This is a genomic window from Variovorax sucrosi (genome assembly GCF_051216635.1).
In the GTDB taxonomy this organism is placed as follows: Bacteria; Pseudomonadota; Gammaproteobacteria; order Burkholderiales; family Burkholderiaceae_C; genus Variovorax.
The window spans coordinates 232,313-252,005 of record NZ_JBPJZU010000009.1 but is presented as its reverse complement, the minus strand read 5'-3'; the positions used below and the strand labels follow the sequence as shown (position 1 = coordinate 252,005).

At 66.8% G+C, this 19,693-nt stretch carries 19 protein-coding genes; 11 read left to right on the top strand and 8 right to left on the bottom strand.

Going from position 1 to position 19,693, the window contains the following annotated elements; all coding sequences use genetic code 11:
* Positions 1-46: 46 nt before the first annotated feature.
* Positions 47-1,144 carry an MBL fold metallo-hydrolase gene (locus ACSFBE_RS18915; RefSeq protein ID WP_435491944.1) on the top strand — a complete coding sequence of 366 codons (1,098 nt, stop codon included), beginning with the start codon at positions 47-49 and terminating at the stop codon, positions 1,142-1,144.
* Between the two features lies 1 nt (position 1,145).
* Here the strand turns inward: ACSFBE_RS18915 and ACSFBE_RS18910 are convergent, their stop codons facing one another.
* Both ACSFBE_RS18910 and ACSFBE_RS18905 read right to left on the bottom strand, forming a co-directional pair.
* Entirely contained in the window at positions 1,146-1,811 is a 666-nt protein-coding gene (locus ACSFBE_RS18910) for a carboxymuconolactone decarboxylase family protein (RefSeq protein ID WP_435492010.1), read from the bottom strand.
* A gap of 88 nt (positions 1,812-1,899) precedes the next feature.
* Complete coding sequence (locus ACSFBE_RS18905) at positions 1,900-2,355, bottom strand: (R)-mandelonitrile lyase (RefSeq protein WP_435492009.1); 456 nt, start codon at positions 2,353-2,355, stop codon at positions 1,900-1,902.
* 134 nt (positions 2,356-2,489) lie between these two features.
* Here ACSFBE_RS18905 and ACSFBE_RS18900 point away from each other — a divergent pair, with 134 nt between their 5' ends.
* Positions 2,490-3,395 (top strand): LysR family transcriptional regulator, encoded by a 906-nt coding sequence (locus ACSFBE_RS18900; protein ID WP_435491943.1) that lies wholly within the window; start codon positions 2,490-2,492, stop codon positions 3,393-3,395.
* 12 nt (positions 3,396-3,407) lie between these two features.
* Here ACSFBE_RS18900 and ACSFBE_RS18895 read toward each other — a convergent pair whose 3' ends face one another.
* Complete coding sequence (locus tag ACSFBE_RS18895; protein ID WP_435491942.1) at positions 3,408-4,313, bottom strand: LysR family transcriptional regulator; 906 nt, start codon at positions 4,311-4,313, stop codon at positions 3,408-3,410.
* Between the two features lie 284 nt (positions 4,314-4,597).
* On the opposite strand from ACSFBE_RS18895, the gene ACSFBE_RS18890 reads away from it, so the two are divergent.
* From ACSFBE_RS18890 to ACSFBE_RS18865, 6 genes are all read left to right on the top strand, one after another.
* The gene (locus tag ACSFBE_RS18890; RefSeq protein ID WP_435492008.1) at positions 4,598-5,632 is read left to right on the top strand and encodes an alpha/beta hydrolase; all 1,035 of its coding nucleotides are present in this window, start codon (positions 4,598-4,600) and stop codon (positions 5,630-5,632) included.
* A 92-nt stretch (positions 5,633-5,724) separates the two neighbouring features.
* A complete protein-coding gene (locus ACSFBE_RS18885) occupies positions 5,725-6,852 on the top strand; it encodes an MFS transporter (protein ID WP_435492007.1) in 1,128 nt (375 codons plus the stop codon).
* Positions 6,853-6,877: 25 nt separating this feature from the next.
* Positions 6,878-7,384, top strand: a complete 507-nt coding sequence (locus tag ACSFBE_RS18880; protein ID WP_435491941.1) for a cyclophilin-like fold protein — start codon at positions 6,878-6,880, stop codon at positions 7,382-7,384.
* A gap of 230 nt (positions 7,385-7,614) precedes the next feature.
* The gene (locus ACSFBE_RS18875) at positions 7,615-8,436 is read left to right on the top strand and encodes a 2Fe-2S iron-sulfur cluster-binding protein (protein ID WP_435491940.1); all 822 of its coding nucleotides are present in this window, start codon (positions 7,615-7,617) and stop codon (positions 8,434-8,436) included.
* On the top strand, positions 8,423-9,415 hold the full coding sequence (locus ACSFBE_RS18870; RefSeq protein ID WP_435491939.1) for an FAD binding domain-containing protein: 993 nt from the start codon (positions 8,423-8,425) through the stop codon (positions 9,413-9,415). Before ACSFBE_RS18875 ends, ACSFBE_RS18870 begins: the two co-directional genes overlap by 14 nt.
* A 13-nt stretch (positions 9,416-9,428) precedes the next feature.
* Positions 9,429-11,621 carry a xanthine dehydrogenase family protein molybdopterin-binding subunit gene (locus ACSFBE_RS18865; RefSeq protein WP_435491938.1) on the top strand — a complete coding sequence of 731 codons (2,193 nt, stop codon included), beginning with the start codon at positions 9,429-9,431 and terminating at the stop codon, positions 11,619-11,621.
* An 82-nt stretch (positions 11,622-11,703) separates the two neighbouring features.
* Here the strand turns inward: ACSFBE_RS18865 and ACSFBE_RS18860 are convergent, their stop codons facing one another.
* The 5 genes from ACSFBE_RS18860 to ACSFBE_RS18840 form a co-directional block, all read right to left on the bottom strand.
* Positions 11,704-12,021 carry a hypothetical protein gene (locus ACSFBE_RS18860; RefSeq protein ID WP_435491937.1) on the bottom strand — a complete coding sequence of 106 codons (318 nt, stop codon included), beginning with the start codon at positions 12,019-12,021 and terminating at the stop codon, positions 11,704-11,706.
* An 83-nt stretch (positions 12,022-12,104) separates the two neighbouring features.
* Entirely contained in the window at positions 12,105-12,293 is a 189-nt protein-coding gene (locus tag ACSFBE_RS18855) for a hypothetical protein (RefSeq protein ID WP_435491936.1), read from the bottom strand.
* Positions 12,294-12,295: 2 nt separating this feature from the next.
* Positions 12,296-14,680, bottom strand: a complete 2,385-nt coding sequence (parC, locus tag ACSFBE_RS18850) for a DNA topoisomerase IV subunit A (RefSeq protein WP_435491935.1) — start codon at positions 14,678-14,680, stop codon at positions 12,296-12,298.
* 32 nt (positions 14,681-14,712) lie between these two features.
* Complete coding sequence (locus ACSFBE_RS18845) at positions 14,713-15,585, bottom strand: lytic transglycosylase domain-containing protein (RefSeq protein WP_435491934.1); 873 nt, start codon at positions 15,583-15,585, stop codon at positions 14,713-14,715.
* A gap of 30 nt (positions 15,586-15,615) precedes the next feature.
* A complete protein-coding gene (locus ACSFBE_RS18840; RefSeq protein ID WP_435491933.1) occupies positions 15,616-17,592 on the bottom strand; it encodes a DNA topoisomerase IV subunit B in 1,977 nt (658 codons plus the stop codon).
* Positions 17,593-17,749: 157 nt separating this feature from the next.
* Between ACSFBE_RS18840 and ACSFBE_RS18835 the strand changes: the two genes are divergently transcribed.
* The 3 genes from ACSFBE_RS18835 to ACSFBE_RS18825 all read left to right on the top strand — a co-directional run bounded on the left by ACSFBE_RS18835 (position 17,750) and on the right by ACSFBE_RS18825 (position 19,693).
* Positions 17,750-18,973, top strand: coding sequence for an MFS transporter (locus ACSFBE_RS18835; RefSeq protein WP_435491932.1), 1,224 nt, complete (start codon positions 17,750-17,752; stop codon positions 18,971-18,973).
* Between the two features lie 4 nt (positions 18,974-18,977).
* Positions 18,978-19,118: a hypothetical protein gene (locus ACSFBE_RS18830; protein ID WP_435491931.1), complete on the top strand. Its 141-nt coding sequence runs from the start codon at positions 18,978-18,980 to the stop codon at positions 19,116-19,118.
* A gap of 62 nt (positions 19,119-19,180) precedes the next feature.
* Positions 19,181-19,693, top strand: coding sequence for a class I SAM-dependent methyltransferase (locus ACSFBE_RS18825; protein ID WP_435491930.1), 513 nt, complete (start codon positions 19,181-19,183; stop codon positions 19,691-19,693).

The following is a 19,693-nucleotide window of genomic DNA, read 5'->3' as shown; positions in this document are numbered from 1 at the left end:
GCCCGCACCTTCACCCTCCGACGCCGACGGCGCGTCCCCGCTTCCCATGCGCATTCCCCGACGACGCCTCGCAGCCTGGTTCATCGCCGGGCTGGCCGGACTTGCCGCGGCGGGCTGCGCCACCGGTGGAGATTGCGCCGCGAGCCTCGCGGCATCGGCGCAGCTCAATGGCGATTGCCGGTTCCAGAATCCGCCCAACCCGCAGGCGCAGCCGTCGCAGAGCGGCTGGAAGATCTGGTCGCGCTTCTTCACCGCCGACAAGACCGGCACGGTGCCGGTCGACCCGATCCCCGTGCGAAAGCTCGACCGTGCGGCGCTCGACGCGCTCGACAACGGCGCCAACCACGTCGTGCGGCTGGGCCACTCGTCGCACCTGCTCAAGCTCAGGGGCAAGTACTGGCTGATCGACCCGGTGTTCAGCGAACGCGCGTCACCGGTGCAATGGGCCGGGCCCAAGCGCTTCCACCCGCCGCCGCTCACGCTGGCCGAGCTGCCGCCGATCGAGGGCCTGATCCTCTCGCACGACCACTACGACCACCTCGACCTAGCCGCCATCGACGCGCTGCGCGAAAGGGTGCAGCGCTACTTCGTGCCGCTGGGCGTGGGGGCGCGGCTGCGCGACGCCAAGGTCGCACCCGAGCGCATCCAGGAATTCGACTGGTGGCAGCAGGGCCGACAGGGCGAGGTGCAGGTCACGGCCACGCCGTCGCAGCACTTCTCGGGCCGCACGCTGTGGGACCGCGACAGCACGCTGTGGGCGTCATGGGTGATCGAGAGCGGCGGCGAACGCATCTTCTACAGCGGCGACTCGGGCTACAACCCGGGCTTCAGGCAGATCGGCGAACGCTTCGGCAGTTTCGACCTGGCGCTGATGGAGAACGGCGCCTACGACACCTACTGGCCGTCGGTGCACATGACGCCCGAAGAAACCGTGAAGGCCTTCCAGGACCTGCGCGGCAAGCTGCTCTACCTGGTGCACAACAGCACCTTCGACCTCGCCTTCCACACCTGGCAGGACCCGCTGGACCGCGTCGCCGCGATCACCGAACGCGAGAAGGTCCCGCTGGCCACGCCGGAGATCGGCGAAGTGCTGACGATCGGCCGAGTGCGCACGAACGTGCTGTGGTGGAAGGGGTTGCGCTGAGCTATCGGCCCGGCCGCGCTGCGCGCTGACGCGCCAGCGCATCACGCGCTCTCCCTGCCGTGTCCGCGTCCACCCGTTCGGCCAGCACCTGCGTCAGCTGGGTCAACTGACTCGCCGTGATGCCGACGTTCATGCTGATGCCCATGTGCGACTGCAGTTGCGCGTCGGCGCCCTGTAGCGCGGACAACATGCTGACGGTGGCCAGCTCGCGGCTTTGCCAGTCGAGGTTGTCGCGCTCGAAGATGTCGCCGAAAAGATGCGTCTTCAGGTATTCGTCCGCCGCGGGTGCGAATTCGAAGAGCGCGCCTTTCACGGGGCTGCCGACGAGCCTGGTTTGATTGGCCGTGCCCGCCGCCAGGAGCGCATCGCCCTTCGGGATGGCACGGCTCGGCGCCCGCCCCTGCGCATCCTGCAGACCGCGTTGCTTGCGGGCCTCGACCACCTTCATCAACTCGCCCAGTGCATTCAGGCTGCGCGGAAATCCGGCATAGGCGTAGAGCTGAACCAACACTTCCTTGGCATCGTTCACGGTCAACCCGGCGGCCAGGCCCTGGTCGAGTGCGGCCCCGAGGCGCGGGATGTCGCCGGCCGCGCCGAAAGCGGCGATCGGGATGATGGCTTGTTGGCGAACCGACAACGTTTCGGAGGCGGGTTGGGGTTGGGACATGGCGGTCGCATCCGGTGAGGTGGAGGCCGCGTACACACCGACGGCCGACAGGCCGAGCGCGAGGCCGAGGGCCATCTGCGCGCAGCGCTCAGCGAGCCGTGTACTGCGCATCGCTGACCTTTTCCATCCATTCGACGTTCTTGCCATCGAGCGTGCCCGTGACCGCAAGGTGCGTCATGGCCGACGTGGGAGAGGCGCCGTGCCAGTGCTTGACGCCCGGCGGGCACCACACGACATCCCCGGGCCGGAGTTCCTGCACCGCCCGGCCCCACTCCTGCGTGAGGCCCACGCCCGACACGACGACCAGTTGCTGGCCTTTGGGATGGGTGTGCCAGGCCGAGCGCGCACCGGGCTCGAAGGTCACGTGGGCACCGGACGCGTTGATGTCGTTGCCGGCGGCCCAGACCGGATCCACCCGCACGAGGCCGGTGAAGAACGCCTCCGGCCCAGCGGCCGATGGCTGGGACCCTGCGCGGGTGATTCTTTGTTGACCGCCTGCGGCTGCTGGCGACGGCTCCACGGCGTGAGCGGTGCATGCCTGCATGACACCGAGGCAGGCGACGAGTCGATAGAGGGGCTTCATGGCTGGTTTCTCCTGAGGGATGTCCCACTTTATTTCCGGCGTCTTTGGTTGAGAAGACAGCAGAATCGGCATACACCTGTGAAATGAGATCACCAATGGCCAAAGAGAACCTGAACGATCTGCAGGCGTTCGTCCTGGTGGCGCGCGAGCGCAGCTTCACGCGGGCGGCCGCGCAGATGGGCCTGTCGCGCTCCGCGCTCAGCCATGCGATGCTGGCGCTGGAAGCGCGCCTGGGCGTGCGGCTGCTCGCCCGAACCACACGCAGCGTCTCGACCACGGAGGCCGGCGAGCGGCTGCTGAACACCGTCGCGCCGCGCCTTCAGGAGATCGAGGTCGAGCTGACGTCGCTCAGTGCGATGCGCGACAAGCCTGCCGGCACGGTGCGCATCACGGCGCACGACCACGCCATCACCACCGCGCTCTGGCCTCGCCTGCTGCCCTTGCTCCGACAGTACCCGGACATCCAGATCGAGTTCAGCGTGGACTACGCTTTCACCGACATCGCCTCCCAACGCTTCGACGCCGGCGTGCGCGTCGGCGATCGGGTGGACAAGGACATGGTCGCGGTGCGCATCTCGCCCGATCTGCGCATGGCCGTCGCCGCCTCGCCCGGCTATTTGGCGGGCAAGGCGCTGCCCAAGAAACCGCAGGACCTCACCGCCCACCGCTGCGTGAACCTGCGCCTTCCCACCCGCGGCAACCTCTACGCCTGGGACTTCGAGAAAGGGAAAAAATCGGTCAACGTGCGCGTGCAGGGGCAGACGGTGTTCAACAACACCGGCCTGATGCTGCAGGCGGCGCTGGACGGCATGGGTTTCGCCTATGTGCCGCTGGACCTGATGCAGCCGCACATCGAGGCCGGCCGGCTGGTCCCGGTGCTGGAAGATTGGTGGCCCCGTTTTCCTGGCTATCACCTGTACTACGCAAACCGGCGCCAGATCGCGCCCGCCCTGGCGCTGGTGGTCGAGGCGCTGCGGTATCGCGAAGGGGTCCAGCGATGACCGCACGCAACATCAGGGCTGCCTCGCGCCACTGAAACGCAGCGCTTTCACCACCAGCGAAAAGGCCGGCGAGGGTTGGCGCTTGCTGGGGTAATACAGGTGGTAGCCGGCGAATTTGGGGCACCAGTCCTGCAGCACGCGCACCAGCTGGCCCGATGCGATGTGCGAGATGAGTTGGTCTTCCGGCAGCAGTGAGATTCCCAGCCCGGCAAGCGCCGCATCCACCTGCGGTGGCGCCGTGTTGAAGATCAGCGGGCCGTCCACGCGCACGTTGACCTTGCGGCCTCGCTTCTCGAAGTCCCAGACATACAACCCACCCGACGTCGGCATGCGCTGGTTGATGCACTGATGCCTGGCGAGGTCGGCGGGCGTCTTGGGGATGGGATGGACCGCGAAGTAGTCGGGTGAGGCCACCACCGCCAGCTGGAGCGGCGGGCCGATGGGCACGGCGATCATGTCGTTGTCGATCGTGTTGCCCATGCGGACACCGGCGTCGAAACGGTCGGCCACGATGTCGCGAAAACCGTAGTTCATGTCGAACTCGAGCTTGATGTCCGGGTACTCGCGCAGCAACGGCGTGAGCTTGGGCAGGAGAACGGTGTGCAGCACATGGTCGCCACAGGTGATGCGCACGGTGCCTGCGGGCTTGTCGCGCAACTCGGTCAGCGCCTCGAGCTCCGCCTCGATCTCGTCGAAGCGGTGGCCGATGGCCTTCATGAGGCGCTCGCCGGCCGAGGTGGGTGCGACGCTGCGCGTGGTGCGCGTGAGCAGGCGGATCTGCAGCCCTTCTTCGAGCCCGCGAATCGCCTGGCTCAGCGCCGACTGGGTCACGCCGAGCGTGCCCGCGGCCTTGGTGAAGCTGCCCTCACGCGCCACTGTCACGAAAGCCAGCAGGTCGTTGAGATTGCGTCGTGGCATGTAGATTTTCGTTTCACCGTCGAATTAGTCTATTCCTCTAATAAATGTATTAAGCATTCATTACCTAGTCAATGCTCGGCCCGATCGGCAAACTTTCGGGCAAGGCTCACGAGGGCGTGTTTTCGAGCACGAGAACACCAGCACCTCGTCGCATCTCCCAAGGAACATCGACCATGAAAACCACCGCAGACCCCACCTTCACCGCGGACGCGGACCCAACCGGCAACGCTTCCGATCGACGCGAATTTCTGAAGCTGGCCGGCACCGGTGTCGCTGCCGCGAGCATGTTGTCGACGACAGGCGGCACGGCCTTCGCGGCAGCGCCCCGGAAGGAAACCCGCCTCCCCAACGGCGCCGACAACTTCTACATGAGCGACAAGGTCACCGTGCAGCGGGTCGCCTTCAAGAATCAATACCAGATGACCGTCGCGGGAAACCTCTTCGTTCCCAAGGCGCTGGACCGGAATAAGCACAACCCGGCGATCGTCGTGGGCCACCCCATGGGGGCCGTGAAGGAGCAAAGCGCGAACCTGTATGCCACCAAGATGGCCGAGCAGGGATTCGTGACCCTGTCCGTCGACCTGGCGTTCTGGGGCGGCAGTGCCGGTCAGCCGCGCAATGCCGTCTCGCCGGACATGTATGCCGAGACGTTCAGCGCCGGCATCGATTTCCTCGGCAGCCAGGCCTTTGTCGACAAGCAGCAGATCGGCGCCATCGGAATCTGCGGCAGCGGCAGCTTCGTCATCAGCGCCGCGAAGATCGATCCGCGCATGAAGGCCATCGCCACGGTGAGCATGTACGACATGGGCGCTGTCAACCGCAACGCGCTGAAGCACTCACAGACCCTGGCACAGCGCCAGCAGCTCATCGCAGCGGCTGCCGAGCAGCGCACGGCTGAGTACGCCGGCGGAGCGCTCAAGTACACCAGCGGCACCGAGCATGTCTTGACTGCAGAAACCCATCCGATCCAGCGCGAGTTCTACGACTTCTATCGGACGCCGCGCGGCGAATACACGCCTCCAGGGGCGTCGCCGCAAACCACGACCCACCCGACCTTGAGCAGCAACGTCAAGTTCATGAACTTCTACCCATTCAACGACATCGAGACGATCTCGCCACGCCCGATGCTGTTCATCACCGGTGACCGGGCGCATTCCAGGGAGTTCAGCGAAGACGCCTACCAGCGCGCCGCCGAGCCCAAGGAGCTGTACGTCGTCCCAGGCGCCGGCCATGTCGATCTCTACGACCGCGTGCCCCTGATCCCGTTCGACAAGCTGACGTCGTTCTTCGGCAAGCATCTCGTCGCGCCGAGCGCCTGATGACTGCGCAGTCCATGGGCGCACCCGCAGGCAGCGCTTCCTCCGAACGCCAAGGCGAAGCGCAACACGCGCACTGGGGCGGCGTCTTTGCGATGACGCTGTGCGTCTTCGCACTGATCGCGTCGGAGTTCATGCCCGTCAGCCTGCTCACGCCGATGGCATCGGATCTGCACGTCACCGAAGGCATGGCTGGACAGGGCATCGCCATCTCGGGCGCTTTCGCGGTACTTACCAGCCTGTGCATCTCGACGATCGCCGCCGGGATCGACCGCAAGACCTTGCTGCTTTCTCTGACGGCGACGATGTGCCTCTCCGGCGCCATCGTCGCGCTCGCGCCCAACTACCTGGCCTACATGGCGGGTCGGGCGCTGATCGGCGTTGTCGTGGGCGGCTTCTGGTCAATGTCGGCAGCCACCGCCATGCAGCTCGTGCCGGCTTCCAAGGTGCCTCGCGCCCTGGCGATCTTCAATGGCGGCAATGCGCTGGCCACGGTGGTGGCGGCGCCGCTGGGCAGCTACCTCGCCTCGATCGTCGGCTGGCGCGGCGCGTTCTTCTGCCTGGTGCCGGTCGCGGTGATCGCGTTCGTCTGGCAGTGGTTCAGTCTGCCGGCCATGCGAGCCCAGCCACGCGTGCCAGGTTCGAGCCATGTCTTCAGCCTGCTCAAGAACCGTTTGGTCGTGCTCGGCATGCTGGCGGTGGGCGTCTTCTTCATGGGCCAGTTCGCGTTGTTCACTTACCTCCGGCCCTTTCTGGAGACGGTGACGCAGGTCGACGTGTCGACGCTGTCGTTCATCCTGCTGACGCTGGGCATTGCGGGCTTCGTCGGCACGACAGCCATCGGTCGATTTTTGAAGTTGAGCTTCTACGGGACGCTGGCGGTCATTCCAGTACTGATGGCTGCCATTGCCGTGACGCTCATCGCCGTCGGAAACTCACTCACCGCAACGGCTGTGCTGCTGGGCGTCTGGGGACTGCTGGCCACCGCCGCACCGGTGGGCTGGTGGACATGGATCGCACGGACCCTTCCGCAGGATGCCGAGGCCGGCGGCGGACTCATGGTGGCCGTGGTGCAACTCTCCATCGCACTGGGTTCGACCGTCGGTGGCCTGCTGTTCGACGGGAGCGGCTACCGGAGCACCTTCGCCTTCAGCGCAGCGCTGTTGATGATCGGCGCGTTCCTGGTGTTCTTCACGGCACGCGCGGACCACGCGAGACCATGATGACCCAGCACCATTGCGGTTTGCCGTGACGAAAGAGCCTTGCCGCCCCTGGCGCCTGCGCTTCGCGGGTTTGCTGCTCGGCCTGCTGGTGCTCGACGGTGCCCAGGCCGTCGAGAAGCCGATCCCGAATTCACGCGTTGTCGCCGCTGCGGATGCCGGGCCACCGCTGATCCAATTGAAGGAGTTGCGCATGTGGATGACTGTTGGCGAACGTCGCTTCGCCGTGACCTTGGCAGACAACGCTTCTGCCATTGCGTTTGCCGCGAGGCTGCCTCTGACGCTCGATATGGCCGAGCTCAACGGCAACGAAAAGCACGCCGATCTACCGAGGCCGCTGCCTTCGAATGCAACCCGGCCGGGAACGATCCGCAATGGGGACCTGATGCTGTACGGCACAAGCACCGTGGTGGTCTTCTACGCGACCTTCGACTCTTCCTATTCGTACACGCCCCTCGGCCGGGTGGAGGACCCTGCAAGCTTGGCCCAGGCGCTCGGGCGACGTGACACGCGGGTCGTGTTCTCCAGAAATTAGCACGTCGACGTTCCATGCACGGTGCGTCCCGGCTGGTCGCTCGGAACTGATTAGCGGAGGTAATAAACCCATTAAGCATTGATCAGGTAGTCGTTCTGCAACGCGTTTGACAAAGTCGAGCGCGGCAACAACCACCCGAAGAATGCGCACATCCCGGGCCATACACGGCGAGACGGCGCTGGGTTGGCCAACGGCCAACGCCTTCGATCTTTCACAAAGGACAAAGTCCCATGCCCCACGAAATCGATACCCACCTGCCGGCCGAACTGAGCGCCGACGAAGCGGCGCTCCTTCAGCAGATGCCGGAACTGAACGACGTCGGCCAGGCGCGACGCACCTTCATGATGCAGACCGGCGGCGGCGGCATCGGACTCTTCGCTGCCAACCTGCTGGCAACGGAGTCGGCGCTCGCGCAGATGCCGCCGGTGCCGGGTGCAGCGTCCGCGCCTGTCGTTGCGCAAAACGTTGTGAAGGTCAACTTTCAGGTCAACGGTGTGCCGCAGACGCTGGAGGTCGACTCGCGCGTCGTGCTGCTCGATGCCCTCCGCGAACGCCTCGCGTTGACCGGCTCCAAGAAGGGCTGCGATCAGGGCCAGTGCGGCGCCTGCACCGTGCTGGTCGATGGGCAGCGCGTCCTGTCCTGCCTGACCCTGGCCGCCACGCTCGAGGGCCGCGCCGTGACGACCATCGAAGGACTGGCGAAGGGCGATCAGCTGCATCCCATGCAGGCCGCCTTCATCAAACACGACGGTTTCCAGTGCGGCTACTGCACGTCGGGACAGATCTGCTCGGCCATCGGCATGCTCGGCGAGGCGCAGCGCGGCCAGGTCAGCCACGTCACCGAGAACGTCGGCAAGACCACGACGCGCCTGACCGATGACGAGATCAAGGAGCGCATGAGCGGCAACATCTGTCGCTGTGGTGCCTATCCGGGCATCGTCGCGGCCATCCAGGAAGTGCACTCGGGCCGACAGGCCGCGCAGACCTGGGGCTTCGCCACCGAAACGCAATTGGCCACGGCCCGGAAGGAGGACGGCCATGCGACCGTTTGAATACGTACGCGCGTCCGACGCCGCCTCCGCAACGGCCGCCCTGTCGGCCATGCCGCAGGCCAAGTACCTCGCCGGTGGCAGCAACCTGCTCGACCTGATGAAGGAAGATGTGGAGCGCCCCACCCGCCTGGTCGACATCACACGCCTGCCGCTGCGCGAGATCCAACGGACACGCTCCGGGCTGTCCATCGGTGCCCTGGCCACCAACACCGAAACGGCCAACCACCCGCTGATCCGCGAGAACTACCCGCTGCTCACGCAGGCGATCGTTGCCGGTGCGTCGGGTCAGCTGCGCAACATGGCCACCAATGGTGGCAACCTGCTGCAGCGCACGCGCTGCAACTACTTCTACGACACGTCGATGCCCTGCAACAAGCGCGAAGCCGGCAGTGGCTGCGGCGCGCGCGAGGGCCTCAACAAGATCCACGCGATCCTGGGCTGGAGCGAGGCCTGCGTCGCGACCTATCCCGGCGACATGGCCACGGCGCTCTACGCGCTCGATGCCAAGGTGCGCGTTCGCGCGCCGGATGGACGCGAGCGGCTGATCACCATCACCGACTTTCACCGGTTGCCGGGCGACACGCCGCAACGCGACAACAATCTGGAGCACGGCGAACTGATCGTCGCGATCGAACTGCCCGTTTCCTCGGGTGACTTCGCGCGCAATTCGCACTACCTGAAGGTCCGCGACCGTTCTTCGTACGCCTTCGCGATGGTCTCGGTGGCCGCCGCACTGGACATGGACGGCAGCAAGATCCGGCAGGCGCGCGTGGTGATGGGCAGCGTCGCCCACAAGCCCTGGCGCAGCGCCGAGGCAGAAGCGGTGCTCGTGGGCCAGCGTGCCGACGAGGCGACCTTCCAGCGCGCCGCGCAAGCCGCGCTGAAGGATGCACGCCCGCTGGCGCACAACACCTACAAGGTCGAACTGGGTCGCCGCTCCGTCGTGCGGGCACTGACGCGCGCGGCGAACCTGGCCTGAGAAAGGGAATCACATGTCACGCTATCTAGGCAAAGAAACGACCCGGGTCGATGGGCTCGCCAAGGTCACGGGCAAGGCGAAGTACACCGCCGAGTTCCAGATTCCTCATGTCACTTACGGCTTCATCGTGTTGAGCGCGGTGGCCAAGGGCCGCATCTCCGCGATCGACACACGCGAGGCCGAGAAGGCCGGCGGCGTGATTCGCGTCTTCACGCACCTGAACGCTGGCAAGCTCGGCCCGGCACCTGCGGCCGGTGCGCCGCCGGCGTGGACCTGGCCGCTGCAGTCCGACCGCGTGTTCTTCAACGGCCAGCCGATCGCGCTGGTCGTGGCCGAGAGCTACGAACAGGCCCGCTACGCAGCGCGGCTGGTGAAGGCCACCTACGAGACCGAGCCGCACAACACCGACTTCTCGAAGGTGCTGGACCGTGCGCAGCCGGACCCCGCCACGGCCAAGGGCACGCCACGCGGCAATCCGATCGCCGCGATGCAGGCGGCGGCGGTCAAGGTCGAAGCGGAATACCGCATTCCGATCAACCATCACAACCCGATCGAGCCGCACGCGGCCATCGCGTTCTGGCAAGGCGATCAACTCACGATCTTCGACAAGACGCAGGAGGTCTACGGCGTTCAGAAGCACCTTGCGGAAGCCCTGGGCGTGCCGGCTGCCAACATCCGCGTGATATCCCCGTTCGTCGGGGGGGCCTTCGGCGCATCGCTCAAACCGAACTACTACCCGTCGTTGACCGCCATGGCCGCGCGTGAACTCAAGCGCCCGGTCAAGGTGGTGTACACGCGGGCTCAGATGTTCACCGGGCATGGCTACCGGCCCGACACCATCCAGAAGATTGCGCTGGGTGCCGACCGCAACGGCAAGCTGTCGTCCATGATCCACGAGGCCTTCCACAACACCTCCTCTTTCGAGCCTTTCTCGGATTCCACCACGGGCTTCAGCCGGCAGGTCTACGCATGCCCCAACCTGCATGCGCCGCTGAAGGTGGCGGCGACCGACCTGGCCACACCCACCTGGATGCGCGCACCGGGCGCCGTGAGCGGCATGTTCGCCCTGGAAAGCGCCATGGACGAACTGGCCTACGCGCTCAAGATCGATCCGATGGAGCTGCGCCTCATCAACTACGCCGAAGTCGACCCGGAAAGCGGCAAGCCCTTCTCCAGCAAAGCCCTGCGCGAGTGCTACCGGCTGGGCGCCGAGAAGTTCGGCTGGAAGAACCGCAAGGCCGAGCCGCGCTCCATGCGCGACGGGCGCCTGCTGGTCGGCTGGGGCATGGCCTCGAGTGTCTGGGGCGCGATGCAGATGCCTGCCAGCGCGCGCATCACGTTCAAGGCCGATGGCACGGCCGGCGTGACCAGCGCCACCAGCGACATCGGCCCGGGCACGTACACCGTGATGACCATGATCGCGGCCGAATTCCTCGGCCTTCGTCTGGACCAAGTGCACTTCGAACTCGGTGACACGCGGCAGCCCAAGGCGCCAGCACAAGGCGGCTCGTGGACGACGTCCAGCGTAGGCTCAGCCGTGCGAGGCGCGGCGCTGACCATCGTCGCGAAGCTGTTGGACCTGGCGAACCGGGATGCCGCGTCGCCGCTGAAGGGCGTGAACGCAGCGGACGTGGAAATGCTCGATGGTCGCCTGCGTCTGAAGAGCGATTCATCCCGTGCGGTCGACATCGCCGACCTGATGCGTCGCACCGGCACCAGCGAGATCGCCGAGACCTACGATTCGATACCGTCGCCGGAGCGCGCAAAGTACGCAACGCTGGGTCACGGCGCCCAGTTCGTCGAGGTGAAGGTCGACCCGGACCTCGGCACGGTGAAGGTCACGCGCGTGATCGAGGTCACGGCCTGCGGCAAGATCCTCAACCCGCTCGCGTCCCACAGCCAGGAGATCGGCGGCGTGGTCTGGGGCATCGGCATGGCATTGGAGGAAGCGACCGAGATCGACCACCGCTACGGCCGCATCATGACCGCAAGCCTGCAGCACTACCACGTGCCGGTGAACGCCGACATCCATTCCATCGAGACCATCTTCGTCGAGGAGGAGGACACCATCGTCAATCCGCTCGGCGTGAAAGGCATGGGTGAACTGGGCATGGTGGGCATTCCGGCGGCCATCGCCAATGCCGTCTACCACGCGACCGGCAAGCGGGTGCGCGATCTGCCGATCACGCCAGAGAAGCTGCTGTGACGGAACTGCAACCGCACGCGCAGCGTTCGGGGCGACGACGGTTGGGTGCACCTGGCGACCGGCACCTCGCCGGTGCAGCCCCTCAGCCCTCGTCGGGACGCGAGGGAATGTCGCCCAGGGCCTCGTCGTTGCGCACCTCGCGCGCTGCCTTCATGAGACCGATCGACAGACCGTCGCCATGGCCGGCGAAACCCTTGGCGATGCCCTCGAGCGCCGTCGCGAGGGCCGCGTCGCCATCATCCGCCGCATCCATGCTGACGTTCAGGACGCGCGCAGCCATCTGCCGATAGCTCACGACGCCCGCCTTCTCGAGCACCGCCACCAGGTCGAGGTACAGCGCCAGGTTGAGGTCGAAGGCCAGCTTGGCCGTCACGTCGAGGTTCTCGTCATCGTTGTTCATGGGTGCTCCTGCGGAGCGCCATTATTGGCATGGGCTCGGCGCCCGACGCGTCAGAAAGTTGCCACACCTGCCGCCGCACTCGCTCACTTGCGGTTGCTGCGCTCGCGCGCGCGGCGCACTTGCCGGCTCTGCGTGGCGTATTCGGCGGCGCGTTGCTGGCTCTGCTTCTTGGCAGCGCGGCCCTTGCGCAGGTAGCGGCCCAGGAGAAAGCTGCCGATGCCGGTCACGCCGGCGAGCACCAGGCCGACGATGCTGAGGTCGAGGTTGCCCATGCTCACTGCACCCGCACGATCTGCGCCGGCTTGAAGCCGAGATCGGCCGCCTTGCCCTTGCGGCCTCGCGCGGCCTTGGCGTTGTTGAGCGAACGGATCTCGAGCGTCTCGTCGCGTTCCTTGCCGCCGCGGCCGATGCCTTCGATCTTCACGCTGCGGGTGTAGGCCGCGGCACCGGCCAGCGTGTCCTTGGGTTCGAGGTCGATCAACGTGAGGCCGCGGCCGCCCTTGGGCAGCGCCTTGAGTTCGGTGATGTCGAAGGTCAGGATGCGGCCGCCGGTCGATGCGCAGGCCACGTGCGTCGCGGCCGGCATCGGCTCCGCGCCGCTCGCGCCGCCCACCAGCGACGGGCGGCAGAGCTGCTCGCCCTCGCCCACGTCGATGAAGGCCTTGCCGCCGCGCTGGCGCGACATCATGTTCTCGACCGAGGCGATGAAGCCGTACCCGCCGCTGTTCGACAGCAGCAGCTGCGCACCCACCGGGCCCGAGAAGTAATGCGCCAGTTGCGTGCCGCTGTCGAGCTCGATCAGCGTGGTGACCGGCTGGCCGTCGCCGCGGCCGCCCGGCAGCGATGCGACCGGCACGGTGTAGACGCGCACGCCCTTGTCCTTGGCGGTGCCGAAGACCAGCAGCGTGTCGACGCTGCGGCATTCGAAGGCGCCGTAGAGCGTGTCGCCGGACTTGAAGCTGTATTCGGCCGGCGCGCCGTTCGCTGCTTTCTCGCTGGCCCAGCCCTTCTGCGTGCGGACCCAGCCCTTCTGCGACACGATGACGGTCACCGGCTCGTCGACCACCTTCACTTCGGCCACGGCGCGCTTTTCGGCCTGGATCAGCGTGCGGCGCGCGTCCTCGAAGGTCTTGGCGTCGGCCTCGATTTCCTTGACCAGCAGGCGCCGCAATGCGGCCGGGCTGCCGAGGATGTCCTCGAGCTTCTTCTGCTCTTCCTTGAGGCCCTTGAGTTCCTGCTCGATCTTGATGGCTTCCAGCCGCGCCAGTTGGCGCAGGCGGATTTCAAGGATGTCCTCGGCCTGGCGTTCGCTGAGGTTGAAGCGCGCGATGAGCGCGGCCTTCGGGTCGTCCGCGGCGCGGATGATGGCGATCACCTCGTCGATGTTCAGCAGCACCAGCTGCCGGCCCTCGAGGATGTGGATGCGGTCCAGCACCTTGCCCAGGCGGTGCTTCGAACGTTTCTCGACGGTGAGCTCGCGGAAGGCGATCCACTCGTTGAGCATCTGGCGCATCGACTTCTGCACCGGCTTGCCGTCGATGCCGACCATCGTGAGGTTGATCGACGACGAGCTCTCCAGCGAGGTCTGCGCCAGCAGCGTGGTGATGAATTCTTCCTGGCTGATGCGCGAGGTCTTGGGCTCGAACACCAGGCGCACCGCCGCGTCCTTGCTCGACTCGTCGCGCACCACGTCGAGCACCGACAGGATCGCGGCCTTGACCTGCATCTGCTCGGTCGACAGCGCCTTCTTGCCGGCCTTGACCTTCGGGTTGGTGAGCTCTTCGATCTCTTCGAGCACCTTCTGCGTGCTCACGCCCGGCGGCAGTTCGTTGACCACCAGCTGCCACTGGCCACGGGCCAGTTCCTCGATCTTCCAGCGGGCGCGCACCTTGAGCGAGCCGCGGCCGGTGCGGTAGGCCTCGGCGATATCGCTCGCGCTGCTGATGATCTGCGCGCCGCCCGGGTAGTCGGGGCCGGGCACGATCTGCAGCAGTTCCTCGTCGCTCAGCTTGCCGTTCGACTTGATGAGCGCCACGCAGGCGTCGGCGATCTCGCGCAGGTTGTGGCTCGGGATCTCGGTAGCCAGGCCCACCGCGATGCCGCTGGCGCCGTTGAGCAGCACGAAGGGCAACCGCGCGGGCAGCAGGCGTGGCTCCTCGGTGCTGCCGTCGTAGTTGGGGATGAAGTCGACCGTGCCTTCGTCGATCTCGTCGAGCAGCAGGCTGGTGATGCGCGCGAGGCGTGCCTCGGTGTAGCGCATCGCTGCGGCGCCGTCGCCGTCGCGGCTGCCGAAGTTGCCCTGGCCGTCGACCAACGGATAGCGCTGCGAAAAATCCTGCGCCATGCGCACCAGCGCGTCGTACGCGGCCTGGTCGCTGTGCGGGTGGAAGCGGCCGAGCACGTCGCCGACCACGCGGGCACTCTTCACCGGCTTGGCGCCGACCGTGCCGTTGGCGCCGCCGAAGCCCAGGCCCATGCGCGACATCGAATAGAGGATGCGGCGCTGCACCGGCTTCTGGCCGTCGCTCACGTCGGGCAGCGCACGGCCCTTGACCACGCTGAGCGCGTATTCGAGGTAGGCGGTCTGCGCGTAGTCGGCCAGCGTCAGGGCGTTCGGGTCTTCAGGGCTCTGGAGGTCGAGCGTGGGTTGGTCGTCCATGTCTTGCTTGCTTCTCTTCTGACTCTGTCTGTTTATTCGATGGCCGGTGCGGCGGGCGCGGGGCCCTCGCCTGCCGACGGCGTCTGCATCTGGAAGGACTCGTCGGGCGGCAGGTTGCCGCGGCCCAGGGCGCCGCCGCGTGGCGCGGGCAGTTCCATGCGGATCCGGTCCGGCGCCTTGCCACGGCCGCTGGTCGTACCAGGCTTGAGGTAGGCGTAGAGCTGCAGCACCGTCTTCACGTAGTTCTGCGTCTCGCGGTAGTTGGGGATCTTGTTGCCGGCGCGCTGGACCGCGCCCTCGCCGGCGTTGTAGGCGGCCAGCGCCAGCTCGAGCCGGCCTTCGAACATCTCGATCAGGTCGTCCAGGTAGCGGGCACCCGCCGCGATGTTGATGCGCGGATCGAACAGCTTGGCCTCTTGCGTCTTGCGCTTGTCGCCGCGCACGCCGTAGCGCTCGGCCGTGCCGGGCATCAGCTGCATCAGCCCCAGGGCACCCTTTGGCGACACGGCCTGCGCGTCGAAGCCCGACTCGGTGGCGATCAGCGCCTGCAGCAGTTCGTAGTCGATCGAATGCGTGCGCGCGGCGTCGTGCAGCGCCGCCTTGGCCGTCTTGTAGTTGGGCGAGGCCTCGAACAGCGCCAGCAGCGTCTGCGCGGCCGGCGTCACGCTGCCCCCGCTGGCACCCTTCGGCGCGCGCGCGATGCCCAGCGGGGCGATGCCATTGGCCGTGTCGAACTGCTGCCCGCCCTTGAAGAAGAGCTGATAGCGCGCATCGAGCTTCTCGGCGGCGAAATGCGCCACGCCCTGCCCGTCGACGTAGCCGTAGATGTCGGCGGCGTGCGCGAACACCGGCGCGGCGAGCAGCACGAGGCTGGCGAGCAGGATTCGGAAGCGCGACGCAGACATCAAAAGGATTCGTTCATTCGGTGACGGGCGTCAGACATCGATCTCGATGTCGTCGGCCCGGATTTCCATCAGCTCGCGGCGCGCCGCCGCCTCGCCCTTGCCCATCAGCTTGGTGATCTCGACTTCGGTTTCGCCGAAAGCAAGACGCCCGAGGCCGACCTGCAGCAGGCGGCGCGTGTCCGGATTGAGCGTGGTTTCCCACAATTGTTCCGCACTCATTTCGCCCAGGCCCTTGAAGCGGCTGATGCTCCAGGCGCCTTCCTTGACGCCGTCCTTGCGCAGCTTGTCGAGCGTGGCGACCAGTTCGCCCTCGTCCAGCGCATACACCTTCGACGCCGGCTTCTTGCCGCGCGCTGGCGCATCGACGCGGTACAGCGGCGGCTTGGCGACGTAGACGTGGCCGGTCTCGATCAGCTTCGGGAAGTGGCGGAAGAAGAGCGTGAGCAGCAGCACCTGGATGTGCGAGCCGTCGACGTCGGCATCGGACAGGATGCAGACCTTGCCGTAGCGCAGGCCGCTCATGTCGGGCGTGTCGTTGGGGCCGTGCGGGTCGACGCCGATGGCCACCGAGATGTCGTGGATCTCGGTATTGGCGAAGAGCCGGTCGCGCTCCACCTCCCACGTGTTGAGCACCTTGCCGCGCAGCGGCAGCACCGCCTGCGACTCCTTGTCGCGACCCATCTTGGCGCTGCCGCCGGCGGAGTCGCCCTCGACCAGGAAGACCTCGTTGTGGCTGATGTCCTTGCTCTCGCAGTCGGTCAGCTTACCGGGCAGCACGGCCACACCGGAGCCCTTGCGCTTCTCGACCTTCTGGCCGGCCTTCTGGCGCGTCTGCGCCGCCTTGATGGCGAGCTCGGCCAGCTTCTTGCCATAGTCGACGTGCTGGTTGAGCCACAGCTCGAGCGCCGGGCGCACGAAGCTCGACACCAGCCGCACCGCATCGCGCGAGTTCAGGCGCTCCTTGATCTGGCCCTGGAACTGCGGGTCGAGCACCTTGGCGCTCAGCACGTAGCTGGCGCGTGCGAACACGTCTTCGGGCAGCAGCTTCACGCCCTTGGGCAATAGCGAATGGAACTCGATGAAGCTCTTGACCGCCGTGAACAGGCCGTCGCGCAGGCCGCTTTCGTGCGTGCCGCCGGCGCTGGTCGGGATCAGGTTCACGTAGCTCTCGCGCACCGGCTGGCCATCTTCCGTGAAGGCCACGCACCAGTCGGCGCCCTCGCCTTCGGCGAAGTTGTCGGCGTTCTTGTCGGCATGGCCGCTGCCTTCGAACAGCGGGATCACCGGGTCGCCGTTGAGCGTCTGCATCAGGTAGTCGCTCAGGCCGCCCTTGTAGAGCCACTGCTGCGTTTCCTTGGTCTTTTCGACCGTCAGCGTGACGCTCACGCCGGGCATCAGCACGGCCTTGCTGCGCAGCAGATGCGTCAGTTCGTGCATCGGCAGCGTCGCGACCTCGAAGTACTTGGCGTCAGGCCAGGCGCGCACCGTGGTGCCCTGGCGGCGTTCGCCGGCTTCGAGCTTGCGGATTTCGAGCGCCTCGATCACGTCGCCGGCGCTGAAGACCAGCTTGGCCACCGAGCCTTCACGGTGCGAGGTGACTTCGAGCCGTTTCGACAGCGCATTGGTCACCGACACGCCCACGCCGTGCAGCCCCCCCGAGAAGCTGTAGGCGCCGCCCGAGCCCTTGTCGAACTTGCCGCCCGCGTGCAGGCGGGTGAACACCAGCTCGACCACCGGGGCCTTTTCTTCGGGGTGCAGGCCGAACGGAATGCCGCGGCCGTCGTCTTCGATGCTGACCGAGTGGTCGGCGTGCAGCGTGACCTTGATCTTCTTGCCGTAGCCGGCCAGCGCCTCGTCGGCAGCGTTGTCGAGCACTTCCTGGATGATGTGCAGGGGGTTGTCGGTCCGGGTGTACATGCCCGGGCGCTGCTTGACCGGCTCGAGGCCCTTGAGGACGCGGATCGAGCCTTCGGAATATTCGGGGGGAGTCTTGGGGGAAGTCGCCATGGGGGCGGATTGTAGTGAGCAACGCGTCGGGGAACTGGATGCTCATACAGTACCCCGCCGATCGATGCACGGGCGGCATCGGAATGCGGACGAAATATCAAGAATGCCAGTCGCCCGGGTAACGGCAGCGGCCGGGCCGATTGGCTACAGTCGCCGGATGTCTCCGTCCACCCCCGCCCAACCCTTGTCGCTCAAGCAGGTCCTGATCTGCGGCGCCATGATCGTCACGCTCTCGATGGGCGTGCGCCATGGCTTCGGGCTCTGGCTGCAGCCGATCACGCAGGACCAGGGCTGGACGCGGCAGACCTTCTCATTGGCCATCGCCATCCAGAACCTTTCCTGGGGCGTCATGGGCGTCTTCGCGGGCATGCTGGCCGACAGGCTGGGCGCCTTTCGCGTGCTGCTGATCGGCGCGGTCTTCTATGCGCTGGGACTGGCCGGCATGGCGCTGTCGCCGACGCCGCTCGTCTTCGCCCTGACGGCCGGTGTGCTGATCGGCGCGGCCCAGGCGGGCACGACCTATGCCGTGATCTACGGCGTGATCGGTCGGCAGATCCCGGCGGAGCGACGCTCCTGGGCGATGGGGGTGGCGGCGGCGGCCGGCTCCTTCGGCCAATTCCTGATGGTGCCGATCGAGGGCCAGCTGATCGCCCGTCTGGGCTGGCACACCGCCCTGCTGGTGCTGGCCGCCGTGGTCCTGCTGATCGTGCCGCTGGCCTTCGGGCTGCGCGAGCCGATGCGGGTGGCCGTGCCCGGCGCCAGGCGCGAGCAGACCATCGTCCAGGCGGTGGCCGAGGCCTTCAAGTACCCCAGCTTCGGCCTGCTGATGGCGGGCTACTTCGTCTGCGGCTTCCAGGTGGTGTTCATCGGCGTTCACATGCCCAGCTACCTGAAGGACAAGGGCCTGTCGCCCGAGGTGGCCAGCTACGCGCTGGCGCTGATCGGCCTGTTCAACGTGTTCGGCACCTACGCCGTTGGCACACTCGGGCAGACGCTGTCCAAGCGGAAGATCCTGGCGTCCATCTACTTCGGGCGCGCCATCGCCATCTCGCTGTTCCTGATCGTGCCGCTGTCGCCACTGTCGGTGTACGTCTTCGCAGCGGTGATCGGCTTCCTCTGGCTGTCGACCGTGCCGGCGACCAACGCGCTGATCGCGCAGATCTTCGGCGTGGCCCACCTGTCGATGCTCAGCGGCTTCGTGTTCCTGGGCCACCAGGTGGGCTCTTTCCTCGGCGTGTGGCTGGGCGGCTACCTGTACGACCGGACCGGCAGCTACGACATCGTCTGGTACCTCGCCATCGCGCTGGGCGTGATGGCGGCGGTGGTCAACCTGCCGGTGAAGGAAGGGGCGATCGCCCGACCGGCACCGCAACCTGCCTGAACGCATGAACGCGCCCGCACGCCATCGCTGGATGCAGGTCGCCGCGCTGATCGCGGGCTTGGCGGCGCTCGCCGGTGTGTTCATGCTCTACACCCAACCGGCCTTCATGGTGACGCTGATCGACCAGGTCTGGAGCTGCTTCTGAGCACCGAAGCGCACACCGCCCTGCAGGCGCCCTCGCCCTGGATCGTTCGCTGGTCGCACCTGGTGCCGCCCGCCGGCGCAGTGCTCGACGTGGCCTGCGGCAGCGGACGGCACATGCGCTGGTTCGCCGACCGCGGCCATCCGACCACCGGCGTCGACCGCTCGGAAGAAGCCGTGCGGGTGGCGTCCCGCCACGGGCGGGTGCTGCAGGCCGACATCGAAAACGGGCCCTGGCCCTTCGAAGGGCGGCAGTTCGCGTCCGTCGTGGTCACGAACTATCTCTGGCGCCCCCGGCTACCGGACATCGTGGCGGCGGTGGCGCCAACTGGCGTGCTGCTGTACGAGACCTTCGCCGCCGGCAACGAAAGTGTGGGCAAGCCCTCACGGGCCGATTTCCTGCTGCAGCCGGGTGAACTGCTGGCCACCTGTGCCGGACTGCGGGTGGTGGCCTACGAAGACGGCTTCCTGCCGTCGCCGGACCGCTTCGTGCAGCGCATTGCCGCGATCCGCCCGGCGGCGGCCCCCGGTGAATCCCCTGAGCGCCACCCTCTCGGCGGCCCCGCGCCGGGTCAGTAG

Coding starts and splice junctions, on each gene's coding strand:
- ACSFBE_RS18905 (WP_435492009.1), bottom strand. CDS start 2,355: ATGCAGGCATGCACCGCTCACGCCGTGGAGCCGTCGCCAGCAGCCGCA.
- ACSFBE_RS18870 (WP_435491939.1), top strand. CDS start 8,423: ATGCGACCGTTTGAATACGTACGCGCGTCCGACGCCGCCTCCGCAACG.
- ACSFBE_RS18860 (WP_435491937.1), bottom strand. CDS start 12,021: ATGAACAACGATGACGAGAACCTCGACGTGACGGCCAAGCTGGCCTTC.
- ACSFBE_RS18915 (WP_435491944.1), top strand. CDS start 47: ATGCGCATTCCCCGACGACGCCTCGCAGCCTGGTTCATCGCCGGGCTG.
- ACSFBE_RS18875 (WP_435491940.1), top strand. CDS start 7,615: ATGCCCCACGAAATCGATACCCACCTGCCGGCCGAACTGAGCGCCGAC.
- parC (WP_435491935.1), bottom strand. CDS start 14,680: ATGGACGACCAACCCACGCTCGACCTCCAGAGCCCTGAAGACCCGAAC.
- ACSFBE_RS18830 (WP_435491931.1), top strand. CDS start 18,978: ATGAACGCGCCCGCACGCCATCGCTGGATGCAGGTCGCCGCGCTGATC.
- ACSFBE_RS18895 (WP_435491942.1), bottom strand. CDS start 4,313: ATGCCACGACGCAATCTCAACGACCTGCTGGCTTTCGTGACAGTGGCG.
- ACSFBE_RS18900 (WP_435491943.1), top strand. CDS start 2,490: ATGGCCAAAGAGAACCTGAACGATCTGCAGGCGTTCGTCCTGGTGGCG.
- ACSFBE_RS18910 (WP_435492010.1), bottom strand. CDS start 1,811: ATGTCCCAACCCCAACCCGCCTCCGAAACGTTGTCGGTTCGCCAACAA.
- ACSFBE_RS18855 (WP_435491936.1), bottom strand. CDS start 12,293: ATGGGCAACCTCGACCTCAGCATCGTCGGCCTGGTGCTCGCCGGCGTG.
- ACSFBE_RS18885 (WP_435492007.1), top strand. CDS start 5,725: ATGACGCTGTGCGTCTTCGCACTGATCGCGTCGGAGTTCATGCCCGTC.
- ACSFBE_RS18890 (WP_435492008.1), top strand. CDS start 4,598: ATGTTGTCGACGACAGGCGGCACGGCCTTCGCGGCAGCGCCCCGGAAG.
- ACSFBE_RS18865 (WP_435491938.1), top strand. CDS start 9,429: ATGTCACGCTATCTAGGCAAAGAAACGACCCGGGTCGATGGGCTCGCC.
- ACSFBE_RS18845 (WP_435491934.1), bottom strand. CDS start 15,585: ATGTCTGCGTCGCGCTTCCGAATCCTGCTCGCCAGCCTCGTGCTGCTC.
- ACSFBE_RS18840 (WP_435491933.1), bottom strand. CDS start 17,592: ATGGCGACTTCCCCCAAGACTCCCCCCGAATATTCCGAAGGCTCGATC.
- ACSFBE_RS18835 (WP_435491932.1), top strand. CDS start 17,750: ATGTCTCCGTCCACCCCCGCCCAACCCTTGTCGCTCAAGCAGGTCCTG.